The 26,004-nt window shown below is 73.4% G+C and carries 24 protein-coding genes; 11 read left to right on the top strand and 13 right to left on the bottom strand.

The window, feature by feature from the left end; genetic code table 11:
* The first annotated feature begins 7 nt into the window (after positions 1-7).
* On the top strand, positions 8-760 hold the full coding sequence (dapB, locus tag VR894_RS16395) for a 4-hydroxy-tetrahydrodipicolinate reductase (protein ID WP_324653248.1): 753 nt from the start codon (positions 8-10) through the stop codon (positions 758-760).
* 5 nt (positions 761-765) lie between these two features.
* Here the strand turns inward: dapB and VR894_RS16390 are convergent, their stop codons facing one another.
* Entirely contained in the window at positions 766-1,701 is a 936-nt protein-coding gene (locus tag VR894_RS16390; RefSeq protein WP_324653246.1) for a nucleoside hydrolase, read from the bottom strand.
* A gap of 84 nt (positions 1,702-1,785) precedes the next feature.
* Here VR894_RS16390 and VR894_RS16385 point away from each other — a divergent pair, with 84 nt between their 5' ends.
* On the top strand, positions 1,786-2,676 hold the full coding sequence (locus tag VR894_RS16385; RefSeq protein WP_324653244.1) for a serine/threonine-protein kinase: 891 nt from the start codon (positions 1,786-1,788) through the stop codon (positions 2,674-2,676).
* Positions 2,677-2,766: 90 nt separating this feature from the next.
* On the opposite strand, the gene VR894_RS16380 is transcribed toward VR894_RS16385, so the two are convergent.
* The 7 genes from VR894_RS16380 to VR894_RS16350 form a co-directional block, all read right to left on the bottom strand.
* On the bottom strand, positions 2,767-2,913 hold the full coding sequence (locus VR894_RS16380; protein WP_324653243.1) for a hypothetical protein: 147 nt from the start codon (positions 2,911-2,913) through the stop codon (positions 2,767-2,769).
* Entirely contained in the window at positions 2,910-3,326 is a 417-nt protein-coding gene (locus VR894_RS16375) for a hypothetical protein (protein ID WP_324653241.1), read from the bottom strand. Before VR894_RS16375 ends, VR894_RS16380 begins: the two co-directional genes overlap by 4 nt.
* Positions 3,323-3,622 carry a hypothetical protein gene (locus VR894_RS16370; RefSeq protein ID WP_324653239.1) on the bottom strand — a complete coding sequence of 100 codons (300 nt, stop codon included), beginning with the start codon at positions 3,620-3,622 and terminating at the stop codon, positions 3,323-3,325. Before VR894_RS16370 ends, VR894_RS16375 begins: the two co-directional genes overlap by 4 nt.
* Complete coding sequence (locus tag VR894_RS16365) at positions 3,619-4,485, bottom strand: slipin family protein (protein WP_324653237.1); 867 nt, start codon at positions 4,483-4,485, stop codon at positions 3,619-3,621. Before VR894_RS16365 ends, VR894_RS16370 begins: the two co-directional genes overlap by 4 nt.
* Positions 4,478-5,107: a hypothetical protein gene (locus VR894_RS16360; protein ID WP_324653235.1), complete on the bottom strand. Its 630-nt coding sequence runs from the start codon at positions 5,105-5,107 to the stop codon at positions 4,478-4,480. Before VR894_RS16360 ends, VR894_RS16365 begins: the two co-directional genes overlap by 8 nt.
* Positions 5,104-7,500 carry a nitric-oxide reductase large subunit gene (locus tag VR894_RS16355; protein WP_324653234.1) on the bottom strand — a complete coding sequence of 799 codons (2,397 nt, stop codon included), beginning with the start codon at positions 7,498-7,500 and terminating at the stop codon, positions 5,104-5,106. Before VR894_RS16355 ends, VR894_RS16360 begins: the two co-directional genes overlap by 4 nt.
* 371 nt (positions 7,501-7,871) lie before the next feature.
* Positions 7,872-8,492 carry a GNAT family N-acetyltransferase gene (locus tag VR894_RS16350; RefSeq protein ID WP_324653278.1) on the bottom strand — a complete coding sequence of 207 codons (621 nt, stop codon included), beginning with the start codon at positions 8,490-8,492 and terminating at the stop codon, positions 7,872-7,874.
* Between the two features lie 81 nt (positions 8,493-8,573).
* On the opposite strand from VR894_RS16350, the gene dapA reads away from it, so the two are divergent.
* Both dapA and VR894_RS16340 read left to right on the top strand, forming a co-directional pair.
* Entirely contained in the window at positions 8,574-9,473 is a 900-nt protein-coding gene (gene dapA, locus VR894_RS16345; RefSeq protein WP_324653233.1) for a 4-hydroxy-tetrahydrodipicolinate synthase, read from the top strand.
* A complete protein-coding gene (locus VR894_RS16340) occupies positions 9,470-11,155 on the top strand; it encodes a ribonuclease J (RefSeq protein WP_324653232.1) in 1,686 nt (561 codons plus the stop codon). Before dapA ends, VR894_RS16340 begins: the two co-directional genes overlap by 4 nt.
* 17 nt (positions 11,156-11,172) lie before the next feature.
* Here VR894_RS16340 and VR894_RS16335 read toward each other — a convergent pair whose 3' ends face one another.
* On the bottom strand, positions 11,173-11,745 hold the full coding sequence (locus VR894_RS16335; protein ID WP_324653230.1) for a TetR/AcrR family transcriptional regulator: 573 nt from the start codon (positions 11,743-11,745) through the stop codon (positions 11,173-11,175).
* Between the two features lie 76 nt (positions 11,746-11,821).
* On the opposite strand from VR894_RS16335, the gene VR894_RS16330 reads away from it, so the two are divergent.
* Both VR894_RS16330 and VR894_RS16325 read left to right on the top strand, forming a co-directional pair.
* Positions 11,822-12,232: a hypothetical protein gene (locus VR894_RS16330; RefSeq protein WP_324653228.1), complete on the top strand. Its 411-nt coding sequence runs from the start codon at positions 11,822-11,824 to the stop codon at positions 12,230-12,232.
* Positions 12,233-12,334: 102 nt separating this feature from the next.
* A complete protein-coding gene (locus tag VR894_RS16325; RefSeq protein ID WP_416380861.1) occupies positions 12,335-14,959 on the top strand; it encodes a DNA translocase FtsK in 2,625 nt (874 codons plus the stop codon).
* Positions 14,960-15,064: 105 nt separating this feature from the next.
* Here VR894_RS16325 and VR894_RS16320 read toward each other — a convergent pair whose 3' ends face one another.
* Entirely contained in the window at positions 15,065-16,366 is a 1,302-nt protein-coding gene (locus VR894_RS16320) for a CapA family protein (protein ID WP_324653224.1), read from the bottom strand.
* A 59-nt stretch (positions 16,367-16,425) separates the two neighbouring features.
* On the opposite strand from VR894_RS16320, the gene pgsA reads away from it, so the two are divergent.
* From pgsA to VR894_RS16305, 3 genes are all read left to right on the top strand, one after another.
* Positions 16,426-17,031: a CDP-diacylglycerol--glycerol-3-phosphate 3-phosphatidyltransferase gene (pgsA, locus tag VR894_RS16315; protein WP_324653222.1), complete on the top strand. Its 606-nt coding sequence runs from the start codon at positions 16,426-16,428 to the stop codon at positions 17,029-17,031.
* Positions 17,028-17,531: a CinA family protein gene (locus tag VR894_RS16310; RefSeq protein ID WP_324653221.1), complete on the top strand. Its 504-nt coding sequence runs from the start codon at positions 17,028-17,030 to the stop codon at positions 17,529-17,531. The genes pgsA and VR894_RS16310 overlap by 4 nt, the downstream gene beginning before the upstream one ends.
* A 110-nt stretch (positions 17,532-17,641) precedes the next feature.
* Positions 17,642-17,980 (top strand): helix-turn-helix domain-containing protein, encoded by a 339-nt coding sequence (locus tag VR894_RS16305; protein ID WP_416380860.1) that lies wholly within the window; start codon positions 17,642-17,644, stop codon positions 17,978-17,980.
* 52 nt (positions 17,981-18,032) lie between these two features.
* Here the strand turns inward: VR894_RS16305 and VR894_RS16300 are convergent, their stop codons facing one another.
* The 3 genes from VR894_RS16300 to VR894_RS16290 all read right to left on the bottom strand — a co-directional run bounded on the left by VR894_RS16300 (position 18,033) and on the right by VR894_RS16290 (position 24,388).
* Positions 18,033-18,734 (bottom strand): hypothetical protein, encoded by a 702-nt coding sequence (locus VR894_RS16300; protein WP_324653220.1) that lies wholly within the window; start codon positions 18,732-18,734, stop codon positions 18,033-18,035.
* 91 nt (positions 18,735-18,825) lie between these two features.
* Positions 18,826-19,605: a DNA-formamidopyrimidine glycosylase family protein gene (locus tag VR894_RS16295; protein WP_324653218.1), complete on the bottom strand. Its 780-nt coding sequence runs from the start codon at positions 19,603-19,605 to the stop codon at positions 18,826-18,828.
* Entirely contained in the window at positions 19,592-24,388 is a 4,797-nt protein-coding gene (locus VR894_RS16290; RefSeq protein ID WP_324653217.1) for a DEAD/DEAH box helicase, read from the bottom strand. The genes VR894_RS16295 and VR894_RS16290 overlap by 14 nt, the downstream gene beginning before the upstream one ends.
* Positions 24,389-24,462: 74 nt before the next feature.
* Here VR894_RS16290 and VR894_RS16285 point away from each other — a divergent pair, with 74 nt between their 5' ends.
* Complete coding sequence (locus VR894_RS16285; RefSeq protein WP_324653215.1) at positions 24,463-24,693, top strand: DUF3046 domain-containing protein; 231 nt, start codon at positions 24,463-24,465, stop codon at positions 24,691-24,693.
* A 242-nt stretch (positions 24,694-24,935) separates the two neighbouring features.
* Positions 24,936-25,973 carry a recombinase RecA gene (gene recA / locus VR894_RS16280; RefSeq protein WP_324653214.1) on the top strand — a complete coding sequence of 346 codons (1,038 nt, stop codon included), beginning with the start codon at positions 24,936-24,938 and terminating at the stop codon, positions 25,971-25,973.
* Positions 25,974-26,004 lie beyond the last annotated feature (31 nt).

The raw sequence follows: 26,004 nt of genomic DNA, 5'->3' as shown, positions 1-26,004 counted from the left end.
CGGCCCCATGACTGAACAACTGAGGATCGCGGTGCTCGGAGCCGACGGACGCATGGGCACCGCCGTGTGCCGGGCGGTCGAGGAGGCGCCGGACCTCGCGCTCGTCGCGCGCCTGGAGAAGGACGACGACGTCGCCGCGCTGGCCGGGCAGGTCGACGTGGCCGTCGACTTCACCGTCCCCTCCGTCACCGAGGCCAACGTCCACGCGCTGCTGGACGCGGGCGTGCACGCCGTCGTCGGCACGACCGGCTGGGACGACGCCGCCCTGGCCCGGGTGGAGGAGCACCTCGCGCGCACCGACGGGCTGGGCGTCCTCGTCGCCCCCAACTTCGCCCTCTCCGCCGTCCTGGCGATGCAGTTCGCGGCCCGGGCGGCGCGCTACTTCGAGTCCGCCGAGGTCATCGAGCTGCACCACCCCGGCAAGGTCGACGCGCCGTCGGGGACAGCGCTCGCGACCGCCCGGCACATCGCCGCGGCACGTCGGGAGGCCGGTCTGGCCGCGATGCCCGACGCCACCGAGACCCAGCTCGACGGCGCACGCGGCGCCGTCGTCGACGGCGTCCACGTCCACGCGGTGCGCCTGCGCGGCCTGGTGGCGCACGAGGAGATCGTGCTGGGCAACTCGGGGGAGCAGCTGACGATCCGCACCGACTCCTTCGACCGCGTGAGCTTCATGCCCGGGGTGCTGCTCGCCGTCCGGCGGGTCGCCACGCGCCCGGGCCTCACCGTCGGCCTGGAGCACCTGCTCGACCTCGGCTGAGCGGGTCAGCGGCCCAGCTGCGCGATGGCCGCGACGGTCAGGTCCCACAGGCGGTCGCGGTCGAGGGCGACCGCGACCCGCGTGTTCGCCGGCCGGTCGAGGAGCCCGTCGAAGTCGGTGACCGTCATCCCGGTGGTCCAGGTGCCGGCGAGCTCGATCGCGACGAACGCGTCCCGGTAGGTCATCACCTCGGGCTCGAGGACCGCCGCCACGGCGCACAGGTCGTGGACGGCCGGTGCCGCGAACCCGCGGCGGGCGTAGGCCGCGGAGAAGAACCCGAGGAGGTCCTCGACGAAGGTCGCCAGCGGTGTGCCGAGGGTGCGGACCCGGGAGCGGAAGGCGTCGTCCGCAAGGGCCTGGTGGGTGAGGTCCAGCCCCACCATGGTCACCGGCCACGACGCGGCGAAGACGGCGGCCGCCGCCTCGGGGTCGGCCATGATGTTGAACTCGGCGGCGGGGGTGCGGTTGCCCCGGGTGTAGCTGCCGCCCATGAGCGAGACCCGCCGGACCCGCTCGGCCAGCCGCGGCTCGAGCGCGAGCGCCAGCGCGATGTTGGTGAGCGGGCCGGTCGGGACGAGCGTCACGGTCCCGGGGTCGTGGGCCATCACGGTCTCGACGATGAGCTGGGCCGCGGGTCGCGGGTCGAGCGGGACCTCCGGCGCGGGGAGCACGGGACCGTCGAGGCCGCTGTCCCCGTGGTAGTCGGGTGCGATGATCGCCTCGCGTGCCAGCGGCCCGGCCGCTCCCCGCGCGACCGGCACGGTGACACCGGCGATCGTGCACACGGCGCGCGCGTTGCGGGTGACCTTCTCGATCGTCTGGTTGCCCGCGACCGTCGTGATCGCGAGCAGGTCGCTGCGCGGGTCACCGGCGGCGAGCAGGATCGCGAGGGCGTCGTCGTGGCCGGGGTCGCAGTCCAGGATGAGCTTCTGCCCGGTCATGGGGCCTCCTTCCGACGCGGCGAGCATAGCCGCGGAGGCCGGGCCGAGAGGCGAGCCGGGCACCGGCGCACCACAATGGCGGGCGTGACTCGCCTCGCCGACCGATACGAGCTGCGCCGCGTGCTGGGCCGCGGGGGCATGGGGGAGGTCTGGGCCGCCCGGGACGTGCGCGAGGGCCGGGACGTCGCCGTCAAGACCGCCTCCGGGAGCGCCGCCCTGGACCGCCTCCGGCGTGAGGCCACGGTCGCCGCCTCCGTCGACCACCCGGGTGTCGTCGGCGTGCACGGGACGGGCCGGGACGGCGCGACCTCCTACCTCGTCATGGACCTGCTCCCGGGGCCGGACCTCGGGCGGGTCCTGGGCGGGGGGCCCCTCCCCGCGGGGGAGGCGGTCCGCGTCACCGCGGCGGTCGCCGACGCACTCGCCGCGACGCACCGGGCCGGCGTCATCCACGGTGACGTCAAGCCGGCCAACGTCGTCGTCGTCGGGGACCACGTCGTCCTCATCGACTTCGGCGTCGCGGCCACCGCCGCCGACGACGACGGTCAGGTGACGTTCGGGACCGCGCCCTTCATGGCCCCCGAGCAGGTGGTGTCCGGGCCGCTGACCCCGGCGACCGACGTCTACGCCCTCGGCTGCCTGCTCACCGCGGCGGTGACGGGCCGACCCCCGTTCGTCGGCGAGTTGCCGACGGCCGTCCTCCACCGGCACGTGCGGGCCACGCCGCCGCGCCTGGCCGACCTCGTCCCCGGCGTCCCCGCCGAGCTCGACGAGCTGACCGCCCGGATGCTGGCGAAGGACCCCGCCCGCCGGAGCGGCCTCGACGAGGTGGGCGACGTGCTCGCCAGGGTGCGCCGGGACGCGCCCCTCGACCGGCTTCGGCCGCGGCCGCTCCCGGCGGTGGTGGGATCCCTCGAGCCCGACGCGACCCAGCCGGCGCTCGTCATGCTCGAGGAGGGCCACCGGGCGGCGTGAGCCTTCCGTCGCCGGGGCAGGCCGGACTGCGGCGACCGTCCCGTCGGCGTCCTCGCGGCGCCCCCGCGCCGTGGCCGCCCGGTAACGAGGTCACCAGAGGAAGAACATGCAGCCGACCGCGAAGACGACGAGGCCGCCGAACAGGACGATGGTCAGCAGCGCGCTTTCCAGCTCGCTCGGAGTCCGGTCCTCCTCGGGGGGCGGCTCGGCGGGCTCGAGGCTGGGTTCCGTGTTCATGTCATCACCACCCATCGATGGATCTCGGTGGACATCGCGACCGCCAGGATCGCGAAGACGACGCCCATGAAGGCCGTGTACATCCAGCGGCTCCGGTGGTCGGACATCCAGAACCGGCGCACGGCGACGACGCCGTTGACCACGGCCACCACGCACAGGGCGATGCCGATCGGGGCGGCCACCCAGCCGGCCAGGCTGAGCACCGGCACCAGGACGGGCACCACGAGGTAGGTGATGAGGCAGCGGACGCCCGAGGTCACCACCGAGATCCGGAACGCCCGGTGCGCCCCCGTGCCGGACGTCCGGCTGATGCCGGTGACCCCGAGGAGGCGGCGCATGAGACGGTCGGCGGCGCGCTCGGAGCGGAAGGCGGGTGCCGGCCGGGCGGGTGCCTGCACGGGGGAGGTACTCATGGCACCCGCTCCTCCGTGTCGCGGGGGCGGTAGTGGAACCACAGCCGCCGCCCGCCGAAGAACGCCAGCCCCAGCCCCAGGCCGCCGAGGACGAACCCCACGAACAGGCCCCAGTACTGGGCGTTCATCTCCGTCCCGGCCTCCGGCGAGCCGGTGATGGATCCCACCAGGAAACCGAACAGCGGGGCGAACGTCGCGGTGCAGACGCCCAGGACGAGTCGCCAGAAGCCGGGCGGTGTGGGCACGAGACGGACCGGCCGGCCGGGCGGTGCGGCGTCGTGAACGGACTCGCTCATCGGGACTCCCCTTCTGCGTGGTCGTCGACGACGCTCAGCCCGCGCGTGTCGGACGTTGACCCGTCGCGCCGAGCGGCGCCGTGCTTGTCGGGGGCGGCGGGTGCGCCCTGCCCGAACGCGTTCAGCAGCGGTCCGACGATGTCCATCGGCAACGGGAAGACGACGGTGGAGTTCTGGTCGGCACCCAGCTCGAGCAGCGTCTGCAGGTAGCGCAGCTGCAACGAGGCCGGTGCCTCGCTGAGCGTGAGTGCGGCGTCCCGCAGCTCCTGTGACGCCTCCAGCTCGCCGTGAGCGCTGATCACCTTCGCGCGGCGCTCCCGCTCCGCCTCGGCCTGCCGGGCCATGGCGCGCTGCATCATCTCGGGGATCTCCACGTCCTTGATCTCCACGACGGAGACCTCCACGCCCCAGGGCACGGCCTGGCGGGCGATCGACTGCTGGAGGTCGTCGTTGAGGTCGGCGCGGTGCGCCAGGAGCGTGTCGAGGTCGGCGCGCCCGACGACGGAGCGCAGGGTGGTCTGGGCGAACTGGGAGGTGGCCACCGCGTGGTTCTCGACCGCCATCACCGACTTCACCGGGTCGATGACCCGGAACATCACGACGGCGTTGACCCGGGCGGTGACGTTGTCGCGAGTGATGACCTCCTGCGGCGGGATGGTCAGGGTGACCACGCGGAGGTCGACGGGCACGAGCGTGTCCAGGAACGGCAGCCGGACCACGATCCCCGGGCCCAACGCACCACGCAGCCGCCCGAGGCGGAACGCGACGACGCGTTCGTACTCGCGGACCATCCGCAGCGAGAGCACCACGAGCACGACGGCGACGACGGCCAGGACGATGGCGAGGAGCAGCCCACTAGGCATCCTCGGGCTCCCTTCGGTCGGAGGCGTAGCTGGTGCGCCGACGCGCGACCGCCTCGGCGACGACGGTGCGGTCGGCGAGGTTCTCGTCCAGCGTCTTGAACCGCACGCCCTCCGGGACCGCCTGGGTGCGCCGCAGGTGGGACCACAGCGGCAGCGAGGCCAGCACGATCCCGAGCGTCACGGCCAGCAGGAGCAGCTGGCCGGCGGCGTCGTCGAGGGTGAACGTCGTGGCCAGCGGCCACGCCGCCGCCAGCACGGCCACCGCGCAGGCGATGCCGCGGTGGAACTTCGCCGACTCCGACGCCGGCCACACGTCGATCATCCGCTTCATCTCCCGCCCGTCGTCGGACGTGGTGCAGCTGTCCTTGACGGGGCAGGAGTTGCAGACCGTGGGACTGCCCCGGTAGCGCATCACCCGGTTGTCGGGGTCGAAGGACTGCGGCCACAGCCACTGGTCCTCGGGGCACTGCCACGCGTCGTGGTCCTCGTGGTAGGTGAACCCCGGCGTCTGCTGCTTCTCGTGGGCGGTCTGGGCGCGCCGCGCGAACTGGTCGATGCCGTAGGCGACGAGGAGCAGCACCGTCCCGTAGCCGGCGGCGACCCAGGTCATCGTCTCGGTCACGGCCCGGCCTCCCCTCCGCCGTCGGCCCTCCGGTCCGAGGCGTACCGGCTCCCCGTGCCCCCACCGGTCCCGGCGACGATCCCGGTGCGGTCCTCGCGCGCCTCCTCGTGCTCCTCGACGAACAGGGTCTCCGGCTCCATCCGGGTGACGGTGGCCTTGACGCCGTGCCGGACGCCCAGCCAGCAGATCCACACGAACGGCAGGATGCCGCCGAGGAGGAACAGGACGTCACCGGGCATCCGCAGCCACTCGAGGACGACGTTCCCCGGCTGGGTGATGTACCCCAGGGTGCGTGCCTCGTAGTAGCCGAGGTTCACCGAGTTCCACAGCTGCATGACGCCCAGCGGCAGCAGGGTGGCGAACACCATCCACGCCAGCCCGATGTTCAGCGACCAGAAGGAGAGCTTGGCCAGCCTGTCCGGCCACCTGTCGGGCGGGATGATGTAGCGCAGCGCGAACAGCGCCAGCCCGATCGCCAGCATCCCGTACACGCCCATCATCGAGCCGTGCGCATGGTTGGCCGTGAGGGCCGTGCCGATCTGGTAGTAGGACACGATCGGCAGGTTGATGAGGAACCCGAAGACACCCGCGCCGAGGAAGTTCCAGAAGCCGACGGCGACGAGGAACATCACCGCCCAGCGGTGGGGGAAGGGGGCGCTGTTGCGTGACTCCTGCCGGGCCCCCAGCTGCAGGAACGTCCAGGCCTCGATGGTGAGGAAGGTCAGCGGGATGACCTCGAGGGCGGAGAAGAAGGCTCCCAGGGCCATGTGCTCGACGGGGGTCCCGGAGAAGTACAGGTGGTGCATCGTGCCGATGACCCCACCCATCGAGTAGAGGATGACGTCGAGGAGGATGACCTGGATGGCGATCTTGCGCCTCACCACGCCGAGCATGACGAAGACGTAGGCCACCATCACCGTGGTGAACAGCTCGAGGAAGTCCTCCACCCACAGGTGGACCACCCAGAAGCGCCAGAACTCGGCCACGGTGAGGTGGGTCTCCGGGGTGGCGAGGAGGCCGACGGCGTAGAACGCGGGGATGGCCAGCCCCGCGTAGAGGAACAGCCACGGCATGTTGAACTTGGACTCGGTCCGCAGCCGGGACCGGATCGCCCGGTAGATGATGATGATCCACAGGAACAGGCCGATCACCAGCAGGATCTGCCAGAACCGCGGCAGGTCGAGGTACTCCCACTGCTGGTCGAAGAAGATCGAGCCCTTGGCCCACTCGGGCCCGAAGATGCTCACGGCGGTGCCGCCGAGCATCCCCACGACGACGACGGTCAGCGCGCCCAGGAGGCCGTAGGCCAGCCAGTGCTGCCGCTTGGGCTCCCGGCCCGAGATGATGGGCGCCAGGAAGATCGCCGCGGCCAGGAACGCGGCGGCGGTCCAGAGCAGGGACAGCTGGACGTGCCAGGTGCGCGAGAGGTTGAACGGCAGCAGCTGGGCGAGGTCCAGACCGAAGAAGCCGCTGAGCTCCACGCGGTAGTGCTCGACGGCGGCCCCGAGGGTCGACTGGACGAGGAAGAGCAGCGAGACCACGAAGAAGAACCACGCCGTCGCCTTCTGGGCCTTGGTGATGCCGACCGCCCCGGGCTGGAGGAAGCGGAGCGAGGGCGACTCACTGCCCTTCCACCCGATGTTCCTGCTCCACCGGCCGTAGATCGCGAAGAGGATGCCGAGGCCCGCGAGCAGCGCGACCAGTGAGATCCCGGACCACACGAGGATGTCCGCGGTCGGCTTGTTGTCGACGCGCGGCTCCGGCGGCCAGTTGTTGGTGTAGGAGTAGTCGTGCCCCGGCCGCTCGGCAGCACTCGCCCACGCCGTCCAGGCGAAGAACGCCGTGAGGGCGTGGATCTCCTCCGGGTCGGTGATCTTGCTCGGCAGGAGCCCGTGCTCGGTGGTGTCGACGCCGAAGAAGTCGGCGTAGTGGCCGCGGATGTCCTCGAACGCGGCGATCTGCTCGTCGGTGAGCATCACGTCACCGGAGCCGGGGTCGTACCGGTTGGTCCGCAGCATCTCCCGCGTCGCGGTCTGAGGGTCCGCCACGCCCTGCGCCTCGAGGGACTCACGGACGTGCTCGCTGCTCAGCCGCAGGTACTCGGCGGTGTAGTCGGGTCCCAGGTAGGCGCCGTGGCCGACGATCGAGCCGTACTGCTGCAGCCCGCGCCGCAGGAAGATCTGCTGCCCCTCGGTGACCTCCTCCTCGGTGAAGACGACCTCTCCGGAGGTGCTCACCGCCTGCTGCGGGAGCGGCATGGAGTCCGAGTACGTGCGGTAGGCCAGGATCCCCATGACGAGGAACCCGAACACCAGCACGAGGGCGACGCCCTGGACCCAGCCCTTGGAGATCGCGATCTCCGATGTGGATTCCTGCGGACTCTTGATGCTCACTCTGGTCCCCCCGGTCCTTGGAGGTGACCGCCAGACCTTTCTGGACGGCACCCCATGGAGTACGTCGAGCCGGCCGGTCGTTGTCAGCGGCTCTGCTGGCGCCGACTATGCCGTCTCGGCGTGGGGTTGTCGACCACGGGACCGAGGCGCGGGTCCCCGGTCCGACGGGTGGCGCCGGCCCCGAGGGACCCCCGTGGACCAGCGACGAGCCGCGCCATGACGGTCCGGAGGGCCGGAACGCCCACCGGTCCGACCCCGCCGGTCACCCGCTCGGCAGCGGGCACTGGACGAAGGAAGGAAATCTGGACGACGTACTCCGCGAAGGGATGAGGCGACGATTTCTTTCGTGTTCTTCCCGGTCCCCCAGCCGCTCAGATCTGAGCGAACCAGCAGCTCTCCACGACCTCGGTACCGGCCGCGTCCAGGACCCTCCGCGGGCCTGCGGGGGCGAAGCCCGCCGTCGAGAGGAAGCGGGTCCGGGCGTCGTCGTCCTGGGCCGCCCAGGTGACCAGGGCCGTCCCGCCGACCTCGCGAGCGAGGTCGGCGCACGCGGCGAGCAGGCGGGAGCCGTGGCCCTCGCGGGTCCGGGAGGTGTCGACCTCCAGGGTCAGCACCTCCACCGGCTCGTCCCCGGCGGTGTCCGGCAGCGGGACGTCGGTGGCGGGTGCGCAGGCGAGGAAGCCGACGACGTCGGCGCCGGCGACGGCCGTGAGCACCCGGTGCCGCGAGGAGGGCGGGTCGGTGATCGCGGAGTGCCACTGCGTGGTGACCGAGGAGGTGTCGATCGCGGCGAGCAGCTCGTCGGTGACGAGCCCGCGGGCCCGCCAGGCGCGCAGCTGGAGCGCCGTGACGAGCGGGGCGTCCTCCGGGGTGGCCGGGCGGACCGACACGTCCGCCGTCGGGCCGTGGTCGTGCCCGGCGTGCTCGTCGGGCACCTGCCCCGCTGCGAGGGCGCCGAGGAGGTCGTCGGGGTCGTGTGGTCCGCTGTCCATCGTCACCTCGGCAGGCTATCCCGCGGGCCAGGGTGCGGACGCCGGTGAGCGCGCCGGCGCGCTGGCGGTACGGTCGTCCCCATGAACGCTGCCGTGCCCTCACGCACCTTCGGCTCGGTGTCCGTCGCCATGGTGACGCCGTTCCACGCGGACGGTTCCGTCGACGTCGACACCGCCCAGCGCCTTGCGGTCGAGCTCGTCGACGCCGGCTGCGACGGCCTGGTCGTCAACGGCACGACCGGGGAGTCCTCGACCACGCACCAGCCGGAGAAGGACGCCCTGGTGCGGGCCGTCGTCGAGGCGGTCGGGGACCGTGCGATGGTCGTCGCCGGTGCCGGCTCGAACGACACCGCGCACGCCGTGCGGATCGCCAAGAGCGCCGAGCGCACCGGCGCCCACGGCCTGCTCGTCGTGACCCCGTACTACAACCGGCCCTCCCAGGCCGGTGTCGTCACCCACATCCGGACGATCGCCGACTCGACCGACCTGCCGGTCATGCTCTACGACATCCCCGGCCGCACCGGCGTGGCGATCAGCGACGAGGCACTCGACCAGCTCGCCGAGCACCCCCTGATCCTCGCCGTCAAGGACGCCACCGGCGACGTCCCCCACGGCTTCGAGCGCATGGCCCGCACGGGTCTGGAGTTCTACTCCGGTGACGACAACCTCAACTTCGCCTGGCTCGCGCACGGTGCCTCGGGCGTCGTCAGCGTCGTCGGCCACCTGCTCGCCGGCGCCTACGCCGAAATGGTCGCGGAGGTCGACGACGGCGACCTCGTGGCGGCCCGCGGTGTCGCCAACCGGACGCGTGCCGTGGTCAATGCCATCATGGGAGGCGGGCAGGGCGCCGTCATGGTCAAGGAGGCACTGCACCTGCAGGGCCGCCTGCCGAGCCCTGCCGTGCGGCTGCCGTTGGTGCGCGCCGCCGAGGACGAGATCGCGGCACTGGGAGCGGTGCTGCGCCAGGAAGGACATCTGTGAGCCACACCCACCCGGACCTCACACCGCCAGGACCGCTGCCGGCGGGTGCGCTGCGCATCGTCGCGCTCGGCGGGCTGGGCGAGGTCGGCCGGAACATGGCCGTCCTGGAGTGCGAGGGCCGGCTGCTCGTCATCGACTGCGGTGTGCTCTTCCCGGAGGACGACCAGCCGGGCGTCGACCTCATCCTTCCCGACTTCGACTACATCGCCGACCGGATCCGGGACGTCGAGGCGATCGTGCTCACGCACGGTCACGAGGACCACATCGGTGCCGTGCCCTACCTCCTGCGGCTGCGTGAGGACATCCCGCTGGTGGGCTCCCAGCTCACGCTGGCCTTCATCGAGGCCAAGCTCAAGGAGCACCGCATCAAGCCCGTCACCCTCGCGGTCACGGAGGGGCAGGTCGAGCGCTTCGGGCCGTTCGAGAGCGAGTTCATCGCCGTGAACCACTCGATCCCCGACGCGTTGGCCCTCATGGTGCGGACCGGGGCGGGCACCGTCCTGCACACCGGTGACTTCAAGATGGACCAGCTGCCGCTGGACGGCCGGATCACCGACCTGCGTGCCTTCGCCCGGATGGGGGAGGAGGGCGTGGACCTGTTCATGACCGACTCGACCAACGCCGAGGTCCCCGGCTTCACGGTCGCCGAGGCGGAGATCGGCCCCGTCCTCGACTCCGTCTTCGCCGAGGCGGACCACAAGATCGTCGTCGCCTCCTTCGCCTCGCACGTCCACCGGGTCCAGCAGGTGCTCGACGCCGCGTACGCCCACGACCGCAAGGTCGCCTTCGTCGGACGCTCGATGGTGCGCAACATGCGCATCGCCTCCGAGCTCGGCTACCTCCACGTCCCCGAGGACACCGTCATCGACATCAAGGCCGTCGACGACCTGCCCGACGACCGTCTCGTGCTCATGGCCACCGGCTCGCAGGGCGAGCCGATGGCGGCCCTGAGCCGGATCGCCAACCGTGACCACCGGGTCGCCGTCGGGCCGGGGGACACGGTGATCTTCGCCTCCTCGCTCATCCCCGGCAACGAGAACTCGGTCTACCGGGTCATCAACGGGCTCACCCGCCTCGGCGCCAAGGTCGTGCACCAGGGCAACGCCCGGGTCCACGTCTCGGGTCACGCCAGCGCCGGCGAGCTCCTCTACTGCTACAACATCGTCAAGCCGCGCAACGTCATGCCGGTGCACGGGGAGGTGCGCCACCTCGTCGCCAACGGTGCGCTCGCGGTCAAGACCGGGGTGCCGGCGGAGCGGGTCGTGCTGGCCGAGGACGGCGTCGTCGTCGACCTCGTCGACGGCAGGGCACGGATCGTCGGGGCGGTGCCGAGCCGGTACGTCTACGTCGACGGCTCGAGCGTCGGCGAGATCACCGAGGCCGAGCTCAAGGACCGGCGGATCCTCGGCGAGGAGGGCTTCATCTCGATCTTCGCGGCCGTCGACTCCGCCACCGGTGCGGTCGTCGCCGGCCCGCACATCCAGGCGCGCGGCATGGCCGAGGACGAGTCCGTCTTCGACGCGATCCTGCCGAAGGTCGCGGAGGAGCTGACCACGGCCGCCCAGGGTGGGAGCACGGACATCCACCAGCTCCAGCAGGTCATGCGGCGGGTCGTGGGACGCTGGGCGTCCTCGCGCCTGCGCCGACGCCCGATGATCATCCCGGTGGTCGTCGAGGCCTGACGCCGCTCGTCGCGGCGCTACCCGGGGCTCAGCCGGGAGGCGCGCAGCGCCTGGACGTACCGGCGCCCGTGATCCTCGGTGGACCCCGGGAGCAGGCCGGCCAGCTCGAGGCTGACCATCCCGTGGACGAGCGCCCACAGCCGCAGGGCGAGCTCCTCCGCGTCGGTGACGTGGGGGAGGCGGGCCACGGCGTCACGCAGGACAGCGAACGTCGGCCGGACGGCCGGGGGGACGTCGCCGGCCGGGTCGCGCCCGCTTCCGGGGCCGAACATCACGCGGTAGAAGTGCGGGTTGGCCAGCGCGTTGTCGCGGTAGGCGACACCCAGCGCCAGCAGGTCGGCGCGCGGGTCGGCGCTGCGGGGCACGGTGTCCAGGTGCTGCGCGAAGCGCCGGAACCCCTCGTCGACGACGGCGCGCACCAGCCCGTCCCGGCCACCGAAGAGGGTGTAGATCGCCGCCGTCGTCGTGCCCGCCTCGGCGGCGACGGTCCGCAGGGACAGGCCGCGGCTGCCGTGCTCCGCCACCGTCCGCGAGGCGAGCTCGACGAGCCGGTCGCGCAGGGTGTCGTCGTGGGGGAGGGGGCGGGGCACGAGAGGCAGTCTACGGTCTTGACGGAGCATGTCTAACGCTGTTAGATAACGGTGTTAGACATCGATGGAGGCCCTCATGCTCGACCTGTCCCAGGCAGCCCTGACGACCGCCGGGGTCGCCGTGCTCGCGGCGGTCACCGTGACCTCCGGCGGCTACTTCATGACCCGCGTGGTCACGGGCGCGGTCCCCGCGACCCCGTTCCAGACGTCCTTCTTCCGTGCCGGCCACGCCCACGCCGGCGTGTTCATCACCCTCGGCCTCGTCTGCCTCCTCCTCACCGAGGCGACGGGCCTGTCCGGCGGGTGGGCGTGGCTCGCCCGTACCGGCGTCCTCGTCGCCGCCATCCTCATGCCCGCGGGCTTCTTCCTCTCGGCCCTCGGCCCGGGCCGGGAGCGTCCCAACCGGCTGGTCGTGCTGCTCTACCTCGGCGCGATGTTCCTCGTCGCGGGGCTCCTCGCGCTCGGCGTGGGGCTGCTCGGCGCCTGAGGGAATCGGGCGGTGCTCGCGTGTCCACCGGGCGATCGACGGGCGTGGTGTGGTTCAGTGGACCCGCAGGTGCGTCTGTGACGCACCGCTTGGAGGACACTCATGGCGACCCGTACGACTTCCCCCGCACGGTCCGCCCGGTCAGCCAAGCCGAGCGCTCGCTCGGCGACGCGCGCCGGTGGACGGTCGAGTCGCGCCCCGAAGCAGCCACCACGATCCCCGTGGCCGGTGCGGATGGTGCGCGGAACGTGGCTCGGGATCGCCCACATCATCGGAGGGACGCTGCGTCGTATGGGAAGTGGTGCCCGCGGGCTTGACCCGGCGCTGCGCAAGGACGGGGTGGCCCTGCTGCTGCTCGCGCTGGCGATCGTCGTCGCCGCCCGGGAGTGGTTCGCCCTGTCCGGTGCGGCCGGCTCGGTCATCCACGCCGTCACCGCCGGCGCGGTCGGCGTCCTCGCCGTGCTGCTCCCCGTCCTCCTCGTCGTGCTCGCGATCCGGCTCATGCGCCACCCCGAGCGCGGACACGACAACGGCCGCGTGACCATCGGCGTCGCGGTCGCCGTCGTCGCCGTCACCGGCATCATCCACGTCGCCCAGGGCACCCCGAGCCCCACCCAGGAGTTCGCCGTCGTCCAGGACGCCGGCGGGATCGTCGGCTGGCTGCTCGGGACGCCGCTCACCGTGCTGCTCAGCGAGTGGGTCGCCATCCCGGTGCTCGCGCTGCTCGGCTTCTTCTCCGTCCTCATCATCACCGCCACCCCCGTGGCCGCCATCCCGCGCAAGCTCGCAGCGCTCGGCCACCGGGACGGTCACGGTCCCGACCCCGCCCCGGCCAAGGACGAGGTGGCCGCCGCCCGGCCTCCCAAGCCCCGCCGTCGGGCGAAGAAGCCCGCCGCCGAGGTCGTGCCGGGGGAGTACCAGGCCGACGAGGCCTTCGTCCGGGCCGCCGAGACCGACTCCGCGGCCGACGCCACGGTGCCGTCGGCCGGGAAGGGCAAGGGCCGCCGCAAGCCGGCCGCCGCGGAGCCCGAGCCCCAGCCCGAGCCGGAGGAGCTCTACGCCCCGCCGACCGAGCCGCTGCCTGCCCGGGCGGAGCAGCTCGAGCTCGCTCCCGACATCGTCTACGAGCTCCCGGCGGACGACGTCCTGGTCAAGGGCGCGCCGCACAAGGTGCGCTCCGCGGCGAACGACCGCGTCGTCGAGGCCCTGAGCAACGTCCTCGAGCAGTTCGACATCAACGCCAAGGTCACCGGCTTCTCCCGCGGGCCGACGGTCACCCGCTACGAGGTCGAGCTGGGAGCCGGCACGAAGGTCGAGCGCGTCACCGCGCTGAGCAAGAACATCGCCTACGCCGTCGCCAGCGCCGACGTGCGCATCCTCTCGCCGATCCCCGGCAAGTCCGCGATCGGCATCGAGATCCCCAACGCCGACCGCGAGACGGTCTCCCTGGGTGACGTGCTGCGCTCCTCCGCCGCACGTCGGGTCGAGCACCCCCTCGTCATCGGTGTCGGCAAGGACGTCGAGGGCGGCTACGTCGTCGCCAACCTCGCCAAGATGCCGCACCTGCTCGTCGCCGGTGCCACCGGCGCCGGTAAGTCGAGCTTCGTCAACTCGATGATCACCTCGATCATGATGCGCGCCACCCCTGAGGAGGTGCGCATGGTGCTCGTCGACCCCAAGCGGGTGGAGCTGACCATCTACGAGGGCATCCCGCACCTCATCACCCCGATCATCACCAACCCGAAGAAGGCCGCCGAGGCCCTGGACTGGGTGGTGCGCGAGATGGACGCGCGCTACGACGACCTCGCCGCCTTCGGGTACAAGCACATCGACGACTTCAACGCCGGGGTCCGCTCCGGCAAGGTCAAGCCGCTGCCGGGCAGCGAGCGCACGATCTCGACCTACCCCTACCTCCTCGTCGTCGTCGACGAGCTCGCCGACCTCATGATGGTGGCCCCGCGCGACGTCGAGGCCTCGGTGCAGCGCATCACCCAGCTCGCCCGCGCCGCCGGCATCCACCTCGTCCTGGCCACGCAGCGCCCCAGCGTCGACGTCGTCACCGGTCTCATCAAGGCCAACGTGCCCTCCCGGCTCGCGTTCGCGACGTCGTCCCTCGCCGACTCCCGCGTCGTCCTCGACCAGCCCGGCGCCGAGAAGCTCATCGGCCAGGGCGACGCGCTGTTCCTGCCCATGGGCGCGCCCAAGCCGATGCGCGTCCAGGGCGCGTGGGTCACCGAGTCGGAGATGCACGCCGTCGTCGAGCACGTCAAGGGCCAGCTGCAGCCGAGCTACCGCGAGGACGTCGTCGTCACGGCCGCCAAGAAGCAGGTCGACGAGGACATCGGCGACGACCTCGACCTCCTCCTCCAGGCGGCCGAGCTCGTCGTCACCTCCCAGTTCGGCTCGACGTCGATGCTCCAGCGCAAGCTGCGGGTCGGCTTCGCCAAGGCCGGACGGCTCATGGACCTGCTCGAGTCCCGCGAGATCGTGGGGCCCTCGGAGGGCTCCAAGGCCCGCGACGTCCTCGTCCAGCCCGACGACCTCCCCGGCACGCTCGCCATGCTGCGCGGCGAGGAGACGCCGGCCCCTGCGGGGGGTGACGTCCCCTACGACGCCGCCGCCGAGGTGGACGCCACGACGGTGCTGCCGACCGCCGAGCCCGCCGAGGAGTACTACGACGACGACGTCGCCTCCGACGAGGACGCCTGGAACCTCACCGGCCGCTGAGCGTGGCCGCGCCGCGGCTCGGGCCGGGGGACCGGGCGCGCAGCGCGGGGCCAGCGCTCCCGACGTGACGGGAGCGCCGGCTGCCGCCGCAGACCGCCCGTGCGCTCAGTCCGTGGGGCGGGGCACGACCCGCGGCGGGGGACCGGTCGGCTCGGGCGGCTCGGTGCGCTCGGCCGCGACGTCGCCGACGACGTCGAGCACCTGCTGGTAGCGGCTCGCGATCTGCGCCTCGCTGAGGGTGAGCCCCTCCGGGCGCTGCCCGGCGACCAGGTCGGAGAGCACGTGGAGGCGCTGGGCGCCGACCCGGTCGACCGTGACCGCCGTCCACTCCACCGTCTCGACGCGGGCGGGCTCACCGTCGGGCTTGACGACGTGCGCCAGGGCGAGCAGGCCCGTGGCGGTCTGCGCGACGCAGCACCGCTCGTCCTGGTTGGAGATGAAGTTGCCCAGGCCGTAGGCGACCCACATGCCCGTCCCGCCGGGCCCGCCCGGGAGCCGGTCGATCGGCTGGGGGACGTGCGCGTGGTGACCCAGCACGAGGTCCACCTGACCCGAGTCCGCCAGCGTCTCGGCGAGGGCGACCTGGTCGGGGTGCGGGGTGCCGCTGTACTCGCTGCAGCAGTGGATGCTCGCGACGACGAGGTCGGCGCCCGCCTCGCGCGCCGCGGTAGCCATCCGCACGAGGCGGTCGGCGTCGATGAGCTCGACGGCCCAGGGGCTGTCGCCGGGCACGGGGATGCCGTTCGTGCCGTACGTCGCCCCGATCTGCGCCACCCGCACGGTCTGGCCCGCGCGCTCCAGCTCGTACCACTGGGGGCTGTCCGCCTCGGCCGCGCTGCGGGCCGTGCCCACGTGCCCGAGACCGGCCTCGTCCATGACGTCGAGCGTGTGGACGAGCCCGTCCATCCCCCTGTCGAGGCTGTGGTTGGTCCCGGTGGAGCAGCCGTCCCAGCCGAGCTCCGCGAGGTCGGCCACCAGCTCCTCCGGCGCGCCGAACATCGGGTAGCCGCTCGGCGCGGTGCCCGGGGGCGCGAGCGGGACCTCGAAGTTGCACAGCGCGAGGTCGGCGCCGCGCGTGTAGTCGGCGGTGGCCGCGAGCATCGGTGCGAAGTCGTAGCCGCTGCCGGTCGCGGCCGTGTTGATGACCGTCGTGTGCGGCAGCACGTCCCCGCCACCGATGATCGTGAACCGGGCGTCGGGCCGGGCCTCGGCGGTCGGGGTGCTCGTCGGCTCCGCGGTCGACGGCGTCACCGCGGGGACGGTGGGCGCCTCGCTCGCGCCCGTCCCCGGCACGGTCTGCCACGGGCGCCACAGGGCGGCGACGACGAGGGCGGCGGTGAGCACGGCGAGGACGAGCAGCACCAGGGGCAGCGCACTGCGTCGTGCCGGCTGCGCGTGGCGTCTCATGGCGCCGAGGGTACTGGCAGCGAGTGGGCCCTCGGCACGGTGAGCCGTACGCTGGGCCCATGCCGACGCACAACGAGGGGGCGACACAGGTCCCGCTGTGGAACCTGGCGAACGTGCTGACCATGGTCCGGGTCGCACTCGTGCCGGTCTTCGCCGTCCTCATGCTCGGTGACTCGACGGCGGCTCGGGTGGGCGCCGTCGTCGTCTTCCTCGTCGCGGCCGCGACCGACAAGCTCGACGGACACATCGCCCGCAGCCGTGGGCTGGTGACGAACTTCGGCAAGATCGCCGACCCCATCGCCGACAAGGCGCTGGTCATCGCGGCCCTGCTCCTGCTGTGGGCGGAGGGCACCATCCCGTGGTGGGTGCCGGTGACCATCATCGTGCGGGAGCTCGGCATCACCCTGCTCCGCTTCATCATGGTGCGGCGGGCCGTCATGGCCGCCTCCAACGGCGGGAAGCTCAAGACGGTGCTGCAGATCGTCTTCATCACCGGCTACCTCGTCCCGTGGGGTGCGCTCCTCCCGCAGGCGGCCGCCGACGTCGTACTCCTGTGCACCTGGTGGGTGATGCTGCTCGCCGTGCTCGTCACCGTCGTCACCGGCGTGGACTACGTCGTGCGGGCCGTGCGGATCGCCCGGGCGCCGACGCGCGGCGCGGCGTGACACTCGCCCGGGAGGTCGTGGAACGCCTGCGGGCGACCGGCCTCACGGTGGCGACGGGCGAGTCGCTCACCGGCGGGCTCCTCAGTGCGGCGCTGGTCGACGTGCCCGGCTCGTCCCTGGCCGTGCGGGGTGGCGTCCTCGCCTACGCGACCGACGTCAAGGCGCGGGTGCTGGGGGTGGACGACGAGCTCCTCGACACCGGTGGACCGGTCCAGGCGGAGGTCGCCCGACAGCTCGCGCGTGGCGCGGCACGCCTCCTCGGCGCGGACTGCGGGGTCGGGACGACCGGCGTCGCGGGTCCGGGACCGGCTGACGGACACGGTGCGGGGACGGTGTACCTCGCGGTGACCCTCGCCGAGGAGGTGCGGACGCGCCGGCTGCTCCTGGCGGGCACGCGGCCGGCCGTGCGGCGAGCGAGCGTCACCGCCGCGCTCGCGCTGCTGTCGGGGCTCCTCGCCGACCGGGAACAACTCGGCCGGCGCGTGCGTTCTCCTCAGTGATGACTACGACAGCTCCCCTCGGCCGCACGGCAGTGCGTCCGACGCGCCACCCAGTGGGACGGCGCCCCACCCGACCCGCGCCCTCGCCCGCGCCGGGGTACGGTATGGCAATGCACGGCGAGCGACAGGAGGTGGCCCCGGTGATCGTCCTACGACGCGAGATCGGCGATGTGCTCCGCACGGTGCGTCAGCACCAGGGCCGGACGCTGCGTGAGGTCTCCTCCGCAGCGCGTGTCTCCCTCGGCTACCTCAGTGAGGTCGAGCGGGGGCAGAAGGAAGCATCGTCCGAGCTGCTCGCCTCCATCTGCACCGCCCTCAACATCCCGATGTCCTTCGTACTGCGGAAGGTCTCCGACCGCATCGCCGTCGCCGAAGGCGTCCTCGTCCCCGACACCGTGCCCGAGGAGCTCGTCTCCTCCCTGCGCGAGGAGCTCGTCGGCGTCGCCTGACGAGCTCCACACGGCCCCCGGCAACCCGCCGGGGGCTGACGTGTCCCCGGGGCTAGGCGTGTCCCCGGCGCCGCCACGCGGCAGCTGCCACGAGCGCCAGGCCGGCGAGCACCAGCCCTCCGAGCGCGACCCACACGGCAGGCAGCCACCAACGCGAGCCGCCCTCGGGCTCGTCCGGGACCGACATCTCCGCAACCCGCTCGGTGAGCACCGGCTGGAAGTCGGCCAGCGGCAGCGGTCCGGTGGACGGGAACGTGCTCGACCGCAGCGTGCTCACCGTGCCGTCGTCGACGGCGAAGTGTGCGCCGATCACCGGCTCGTGCACGACCAGCGCCGCCCCCGGAAGCCCGGCGATCGCCGCGGCGAGCGCCGCGTCCTCCTCGGTGTACGCCAGGGCGATCTCGCCCTCGTGCCGCCACGCCACGACGACGCCCGCGGGCTCGCCGGCGCTGGTGACCGGCGCGATCCACTCCTCGACCGCCGTGACGGGTTCGTCGGTCGCGGCACCGCTGCGGAACTCCTCGCTCCACTGGTACAGCGGTCGCGGCTCGCCGGCGGAGACCCGAGAGCCGACGTCGTCGGGGCCCGGCCACACGGCGGTGGCCGTTGCTGCGGCGACCTCGGTGAACCACTCGGTGACGTCGTCGGGGACGGTGGCGGCGTGGGCCGTCGTCGGGGGCAGCCCGAGAAGGGCGGCGAGGAGGACCGCCACCAGCAGTGGCCGTCGTCCGCCCGGGCGGGAGGTTCGCGTCATGGTCGGCTCCGATCCACTGTCGCCACAGCATGCCAGGCCGAGCAGCCGGACGTCCCGCCTTTGCCGGCGGCGTGGATCCCTCGCCGCCGGTTCACGCGGGCTGACACCGTGGGCAGAAGAAGGCCGGCCGCAGCTTGTCCGGCGGTCCGACCTGGAGCTCGGCGATCGGCGTCCCGCAGCGCCGGCAGGGCAGCCGGCCGCGGCCGTGGACGTGGCTGGTGCGTCCGGGCGCGGTCTCGCCGGTGGCCGTCGGCAGCGGCGCGTCGGCGGAGCGGAGCATGAGCTCGCGGGCGGTCACGCAGACGGGCTCGCTGACCTCGTGAGCGGGTCGCAGCGGGTGGATCCGGTGCGCCCACAGGGACTCGGCGAGGTAGAGCGTGCCGATGCCGGCGACGACGGTCTGGTCCAGCAGGACCGCACCGATCGGGCGGTCGCCCTGTGCTCGGACCCTGCGGCCGCACTCCTCGAGGTCGACGCCGTCGGCGAGGAGGTCGGGGCCCAGGTGGCCCACGACGAGTCGCTCGTCGCGGGTGCGGACGAGATCCACCATGCCCAGGGAGCGGCCCATACAGGTCCATCGGTCCGTGCCCAGCACGGCACGCACGCGGTGCGAGCGGTCGGCGCCGCGCTCCTCACCCGCGCGGGTGATCCACCAGCTCCCGTCCATGCGCAGGTGGGTGTGCAGCGTCCGGCCGTCGTCGAGGCGGGTGAGCAGGTGCTTGCCGACCGGGAGGTTGGTGAGGACGGTGCTCCCCGCGAGGTCGACGTCGCCGAGGTCGCCCCACCGCAGCTCACCCCGTGCCAGTCGCTGCCCCGCGAGGGCGAGGTCCAGCCGGCGCGCCACCCGCAGGACGATGTCACCCTCGGGCACGCGCACCCCCCTCTGGCCGTGCGGCGCGGCCGGTCGGCTCGCCCGCCCGGCCGTTAGACCGGTTCTCCCGCAGCCGCAGGCCCCTCGGGGTGGCGAAGAAGCCTGCCTCCTCCAGGGCGTCGCGGGCTGGTCCGGCGGCTCCCAGGGCAGGCTCGCCGTCGATCCGGTGGAGGGTGACCCGGCCCAGCCGGCCCCGCGCCGCCGCCTCGGCAAGCTCCTGCGCAGCCGCCGCCAGCCGGGAGGGATCCTCGGTGAAGGACAGCAGGGTGCGTCCGCCACGCTCGACGTAGAGGCACAGCTCACCGCCGACGAGGACGACGACGGCGCCGGCCGCGCGTCGTGGACGCCCGGTGGTGGGGTCGGGCCAGGGCAGCGCGGCACCGTAGGGGTTCGCCGGGTCCGTCGCGGCCAGCAGGAGGGGCGCCTGCTCGGAGCGCCGGGCGGAGTCGCGCAGGAGGTCGACGCACTCCGGCAGCGCGAACTGGGCGGCACCCAGCCCCTCCACGAGGTAGCCCCGCCGCACCTTTCCCGCGTCCTCGAGGCGCGTGAGGACCGGGTAGACGGTGGCGAACCCGCCCGGCAGGTCCTCCAGGCCGGCCGCGCCGCGGGTGAGGACACCGTGCCGCTCGAGGAGCGCCGCGACCTGGGCGAGGACGGTCGTGGCAGTGTCGCCGCCGCGTGCGACGAGGGACCAGCGTCCCGCGGCGGCGGGTGGCAGCGTCCCACCGGGGCGTGACCCCGCCGCGGCCATGAGGGAGCGGCGGCGGGACAGTGCCCCGTGGGCGCGCGGTGGAGTACGGCGCGGGGAGTGGTGAGCCGGACGCCCGCCGGAGAGCCGGGCGCGGACAGGAGCCAGGGAGTCGTTGGTCACGTGCCCCGCCCACACGAGCTCCCACAGCGCCTCGAGGACGTCGTCCGCGCCGGCGGTCGCCCCCTGCGCACGGCACTCGACGAGGAGGTCGCGGAAGAACAGCCCTCCGCCCGCGAGCACGTCGAGCACCACCCGCGGCAGCTCGGAGTCGGGCACCTCGGCGGGCGCGGGGAGCAGCTCGGGCGAGTCGGCCGGGACCAGGACGAGGTGGCCGTCCACGCCGGGGAGCGACCCGGCCCCGCACCAGACGACCTCGCCCGCCGTCGTCAGCTCGTCGAGCAGTGCCGGGCGGTAGTCGGTCACCCGCGAGGGCAGGACGAGCCCCTCCAGTGCCGACGCCGGCACCCGGGAGCCCGCCAGCTGGTCGACCACCGAGGCGAGCGCGGCGGTCCCCGCCCCGGCGGTGCCCACCTGCTGCCAGCGCGGGAGGAAGGCACCGAGCGTGACCGCGGGGACGGCCTCCACCTCCGCGCGGAGCACCGCCAGCGTGCGGCGCCGGATGCGACGCAGCACCTCGGAGTCGCAGTACTGCTCCACCTGCTCCTCGCCGGGCCGCAGTCGCCCGGTGACGAGCGTGGCGGCCGCGGTGAGCCGGCGCAGCACGGGGGCGATCGCCGCCGTGCCCACGCCGAGATGGGCGGCCAGCTCCTGCGCGGTGAACGGGCCGTGCGTCCGCGCGTACCGGCGCACGAGGTCACCGAGCGGGTCGGCGACGGGCTCCAGCACGTCCTGCGGCAGCCCGACCGGCAGGGCCACCCCGAGCGCGTCCCGCAGCCGCCCGGCATCCTCGAGCACCGCCCAGCGCTGCGCGCCGCCCACGGTGACGCGGATGACGCGCCGAGCGGCCTCGAGCTCGGCCAGCCACGCCTCGGCGCTGGTGGGAGGGTCGCAGCGCACGGCGAGGTCCGCCGTCGTCGCCGGCCCCAGCCGCCGCACGAGGTCGACCAGCGCCTCGACGTCCGGTGCGGGGTGACGGCGCAGCGACACCTCGGCCTCGATCTCGGCGAGCGCGAGCGGGTCGAGGAGGTCGGCGAGCTCGCTCGCCCCGGGGCCGATGAGCTCGGCGAGCAGGCGCGGGTCGAGGGTGAGGGCGGCGGCCCGGCGCTCGGCGGCGGGGGCGTCGCCGTCGTAGAGGAACTGACCGACGTACCCCAGCAGGAGGCTGCGCGCGAAGGGCGACGGGGTGGGGGTGGCGACCTCGAGGACGCGGATCTCCCGCCGCCCGACCTGCCCCATGAGCCCGGCCAGGGCGGGGGTGTCGAAGTCGTCCTGCAGGCACTCGCGCACGGCCTCGAGCACGATCGGGAAGTCGGGGTGGTCCGCGGCGACACCAAGCAGCTGGGCGGACCGGTGGCGCTGCTGCCACAGCGGCTGGCGGCGGTCGGGGCGCCGGCGCGGGAGGAGCAGGGCGCGGGCGGCGGCCTCCCGGAAGCGGGCCGCGAAGTGCGCGGACCCGGCGAGTGCCTCGACCACCTGGCCGGTGACCTCGTCCGGCTCGAGGAGGAGGTCCTCGGCGGAGACCGGGAGCTCACCACCCTCGGGTCCCACGTCCGGCAGCCGCAGCACGATGCCGTCGTCGGCGGCCATCGCGGCGACGTCCATGCCGAGGCGCTCACGGAGGCGGGCGGCGAGGACGAGTGCCCACGGCGTGTGGACCCGGGAGCCGAACGGGGAGTGGATGACCAGCCGCCAGTCGCCGAGCTCGTCACGGAACCGCTCGAGCACGATCGTGCGGTCGTCGCTCAGCTGGGCGTGCTCGCGCTGCTCGGCGAGGTAGCCGAGGAGGTTGTCCCGGGCCCACTCGTCCAGCCCCTGGTCGGCGAGCCGGGCGTGGGCCTCCTCGGGCGGCAGGGCCGCGGTCGTGCGGACGAACGCGCCGAGCGCCCGTCCGAGCTCGACCGGGCGTCCGGGGGCATCACCCTTCCAGAACGGCAGGCGGCCCGGCTGACCGGGCGCGGGGGAGACGAGGACGCGGTCGGGGGTGATGTCCTCGATGCGCCACGTGCTCGACCCCAGGGTGAAGGTGTCACCGACCCGCGACTCGAAGACCATCTCCTCGTCGAGCTCGCCGACGCGGCGCCCACCCCGCCCGGCGGACGTCACCGACCCGGAGTCCTCCGCGCTGACGGTGGCGGCGAGGAAGACGCCGTACAGGCCGCGGTCGGGGATCGTGCCGCCGCTGGTCGTCGCCAGTCGCAGGGCCCCCGGCCGCGCGCTGAGGGTGCCCGCCGAGCGGTCCCACACCACCCGGGGCCGCAGCTCGGCGAAGTCCTCGCTCGGGTAGCGGCCGGAGAGCATGTCGAGGACGGCGTGCAGCGAGGCGTCACCGAGCGACTCGAAGGGGGCGCTGCGCCGCACGAGGGCGGCCAGGTCCTCGACCGACCAGTCCTCCACGGCGAGCATCGCCACCACCTGCTGGGCCAGCACGTCGAGCGGGTTGCTCACGACCTGGAGCGCCTCGATGGCGCCCTCCTGCGCGCGCACCGAGGTGACGGTCGCGGCCAAGAGGTCCCCACGGTGCGTCGGCAGCACCACTCCCCGGGACAGTGCGCCGACCTGGTGGCCCGCCCGGCCGATCCGCTGGAGCGCCGAGGCCACCGACGGTGGGGAGCCCACCTGGACGACGAGGTCGACGGCGCCCATGTCGATGCCGAGCTCGAGGGTGGAGGTGGCGATGACGGCGGGCAGCGCGCCCGACTTCAGCGCCGTCTCGATCCGGGTGCGCTCCTCCCTGCTCATCGAGCCGTGGTGGGCGCGGGCCAGCTCGCCGTCCCCCGCCGGTGTGGCGGTGCCCGACTGGCCGGGGACCAGGGCCGCCCACGCGGCCCCCGCGTCCCGCGGCGGCTCCACGCGTCCGGCGCCCTCGAGTGGGCCTCCCGGCTGGCCGGCGTCCCCGTCCGAGGGGGCCGTCCCGGAGGCTGCGCGGCGCTCGTCCCACACCTCGTTGACGCGTGCGGCGAGCCGCTCGGCCCCGCGGCGGGAGTTGGCGAAGACGATGGTCGAGCGGTGCGCGGTGATGAGGTCGACGAGCCGTTCCTCGACGTGCGGCCAGATCGAGGCGCGGCGCGGGCCGGGAAGCCTGCCGGCCGCGCTCCCGGACAGGTCGGGCTCCTGGGCCGCGCCGCCGGGCGTCGCGGCGGGGGCGTCGGGAAGGTCGGCGAGGTCGGGGACCGGGACGACGACGTCGACCTGGAGCTCCTTGGCGATGTCCGGGCGGACCACGCGCACGACGCGACCGCCGTCGGCCGGGCTGCGTGTGCCGGCGAGGAAGCGGGCGACCGTCTCCACCGGCCGGACGGTGGCCGAGAGCCCCACCCGCTGGGCGGGGCGCGGGAGGAGCGCGTCGAGCCGCTCGAGCGTGACGGCGAGGTGGGCGCCGCGCTTGGTCCCCGCGACGGCGTGGACCTCGTCGACGATGACGGTCTCCACGCCCCGCAGGCCCTCCCGGGCCGCGGACGTGAGGACGAGGTAGAGGGACTCCGGCGTGGTGATGAGGATGTCCGGCGGGCGGGTGGCGAGGGAACGGCGCTCCGCGGCGGGTGTGTCCCCGGTGCGCACCCCGACGGTGACCTCGCGCAGCGGCGTCGCGGAGGAGGCCGCGGCGCGGGTGATGCCGACGAGCGGGGAGCGCAGGTTGCGCTCGACGTCGGCCGCCAGCGCCTTGAGCGGGGAGACGTACACGACGCGGGCCCGCCGCTCGGGTGCCGGCTCGGGGCCGGTGAGCAGGTGGTCGACCGACCAGAGGAAGGCGGACAGCGTCTTCCCCGAGCCGGTGGGGGCGACGACGAGGGCGTGGTCACCGGCCCGGATCGCCTCCCAGGCCCCTGTCTGCGCCGGCGTGGGCTCCGCGAAGGCTCCGCCGAACCACGCGCGCGTGGGCGCCGAGAAGCCGGCCAGCGCGTCCTCCACCATGGGCACATTGTGCAAGGGGGCACCGACATCCACGCGGCGAGCGCGCGGGCCGGTGGCCGTGGCACCCTGGTGCGGTGAAGCACTCGGAGTTCCGGCAGGCGCTGGAGGAGACGTTCGGGCCGGCCTACGGGCGGACGCTGGTGGCCGAGCTCGTCCTCGTGCCGCTCGGCAACCGGACGCCGGAGCAGGCGCTCGCCGCGGGCGTGCCGCCGCAGGAGGTCTGGGACGCCGTGTGCGAGGAGATGGAGCTCGACGAGCGCGTGCGCTGGCGCCACCGCGGCACCCTGGACCGCAAGCGCGGCTGACGGCTCACCGCTCGGCGGGGACACGCCGCGTGTCGTCGGCGGTCGAACAGCCGTTCGGTTTACTGTGGTCCCCAGGGAAGGACGGACCCGGGGTCTCCACAGCCAGTGGTGGCCGCGACCCGGATGTCAGTGGTCGGACATAGCCTCCCCACAGGTAGCCGTCCGGAGAGGGCGGGCCCTGAGAAGACCAGCCCCGTCCCGCACGGCCGGCCGACACCGGCCACGACACAAGGAGAACCCGCATGGCCGCTCCCGTAGCAGATCGCAGCAAGGCCCTGGAGGCCGCGCTCAGCCAGATCGACCGCCAGTTCGGCAAGGGGTCGATCATGCGGCTGGGGGACGAGACCCGTCCCCCCGTCGCCGTCATCCCCACCGGGTCGGTGGCCCTGGACGTCGCCCTGGGCATCGGCGGCCTGCCCCGCGGCCGTGTCGTGGAGATTTACGGCCCGGAGTCCTCGGGTAAGACGACCGTGGCCCTGCACGCCGTGGCCAACGCCCAGCGTGCCGGTGGGATCGCCGCCTTCATCGACGCCGAGCACGCGCTCGACCCCGAGTACGCCAAGAAGCTCGGTGTGGACACCGACGCCCTGCTCGTCTCCCAGCCGGACACCGGTGAGCAGGCGCTGGAGATCATGGACATGCTCATCCGCTCCGGCGCGCTGGACATCGTCGTCATCGACTCCGTCGCGGCGCTGGTGCCCAAGGCGGAGATCGAGGGCGAGATGGGTGACTCCCACGTGGGTCTCCAGGCGCGTCTCATGTCCCAGGCGCTGCGCAAGATCACCGGTGCGCTGTCCGCCTCGGGCACCACGGCGATCTTCATCAACCAGCTGCGCGAGAAGATCGGTGTGTTCTTCGGCTCCCCGGAGACCACCACCGGTGGGAAGGCGCTGAAGTTCTACGCCTCGGTGCGCATCGACGTCCGGCGCATCGAGACCCTCAAGGAGGGCACGGTGCCCGTGGGCAACCGGACCCGGGCGAAGATCGTCAAGAACAAGATGGCGCCGCCCTTCAAGCAGGCCGAGTTCGACATCGTCTACGGGCAGGGCATCTCCCGCGAGGGGGGTCTCATCGACCTCGGCGTCGAGCACGGCATCGTGCGCAAGTCCGGCGCCTGGTTCACCTACGAGGGCGACCAGCTCGGCCAGGGCAAGGAGAACGCCCGCGGGTTCCTGCGGGACAACCCCGAGCTCGCCATCGAGATCGAGAAGAAGATCCTCGACAAGCTCGGCATCGGCGCGACCCCGGAGGCCGCACCCGAGGCGGAGGTCGAGTTCTGAGGTCCGGCCACAGCACCGGTGGTCGGAGGCC

The sequence above is a fragment of the Georgenia sp. H159 genome, assembly GCF_035607575.1.
Taxonomy (GTDB): domain Bacteria; phylum Actinomycetota; class Actinomycetes; order Actinomycetales; family Actinomycetaceae; genus Oceanitalea.
The sequence above is the reverse complement of the archived record's forward strand: the minus strand, read 5'-3'. Positions and strand labels throughout refer to the sequence as shown.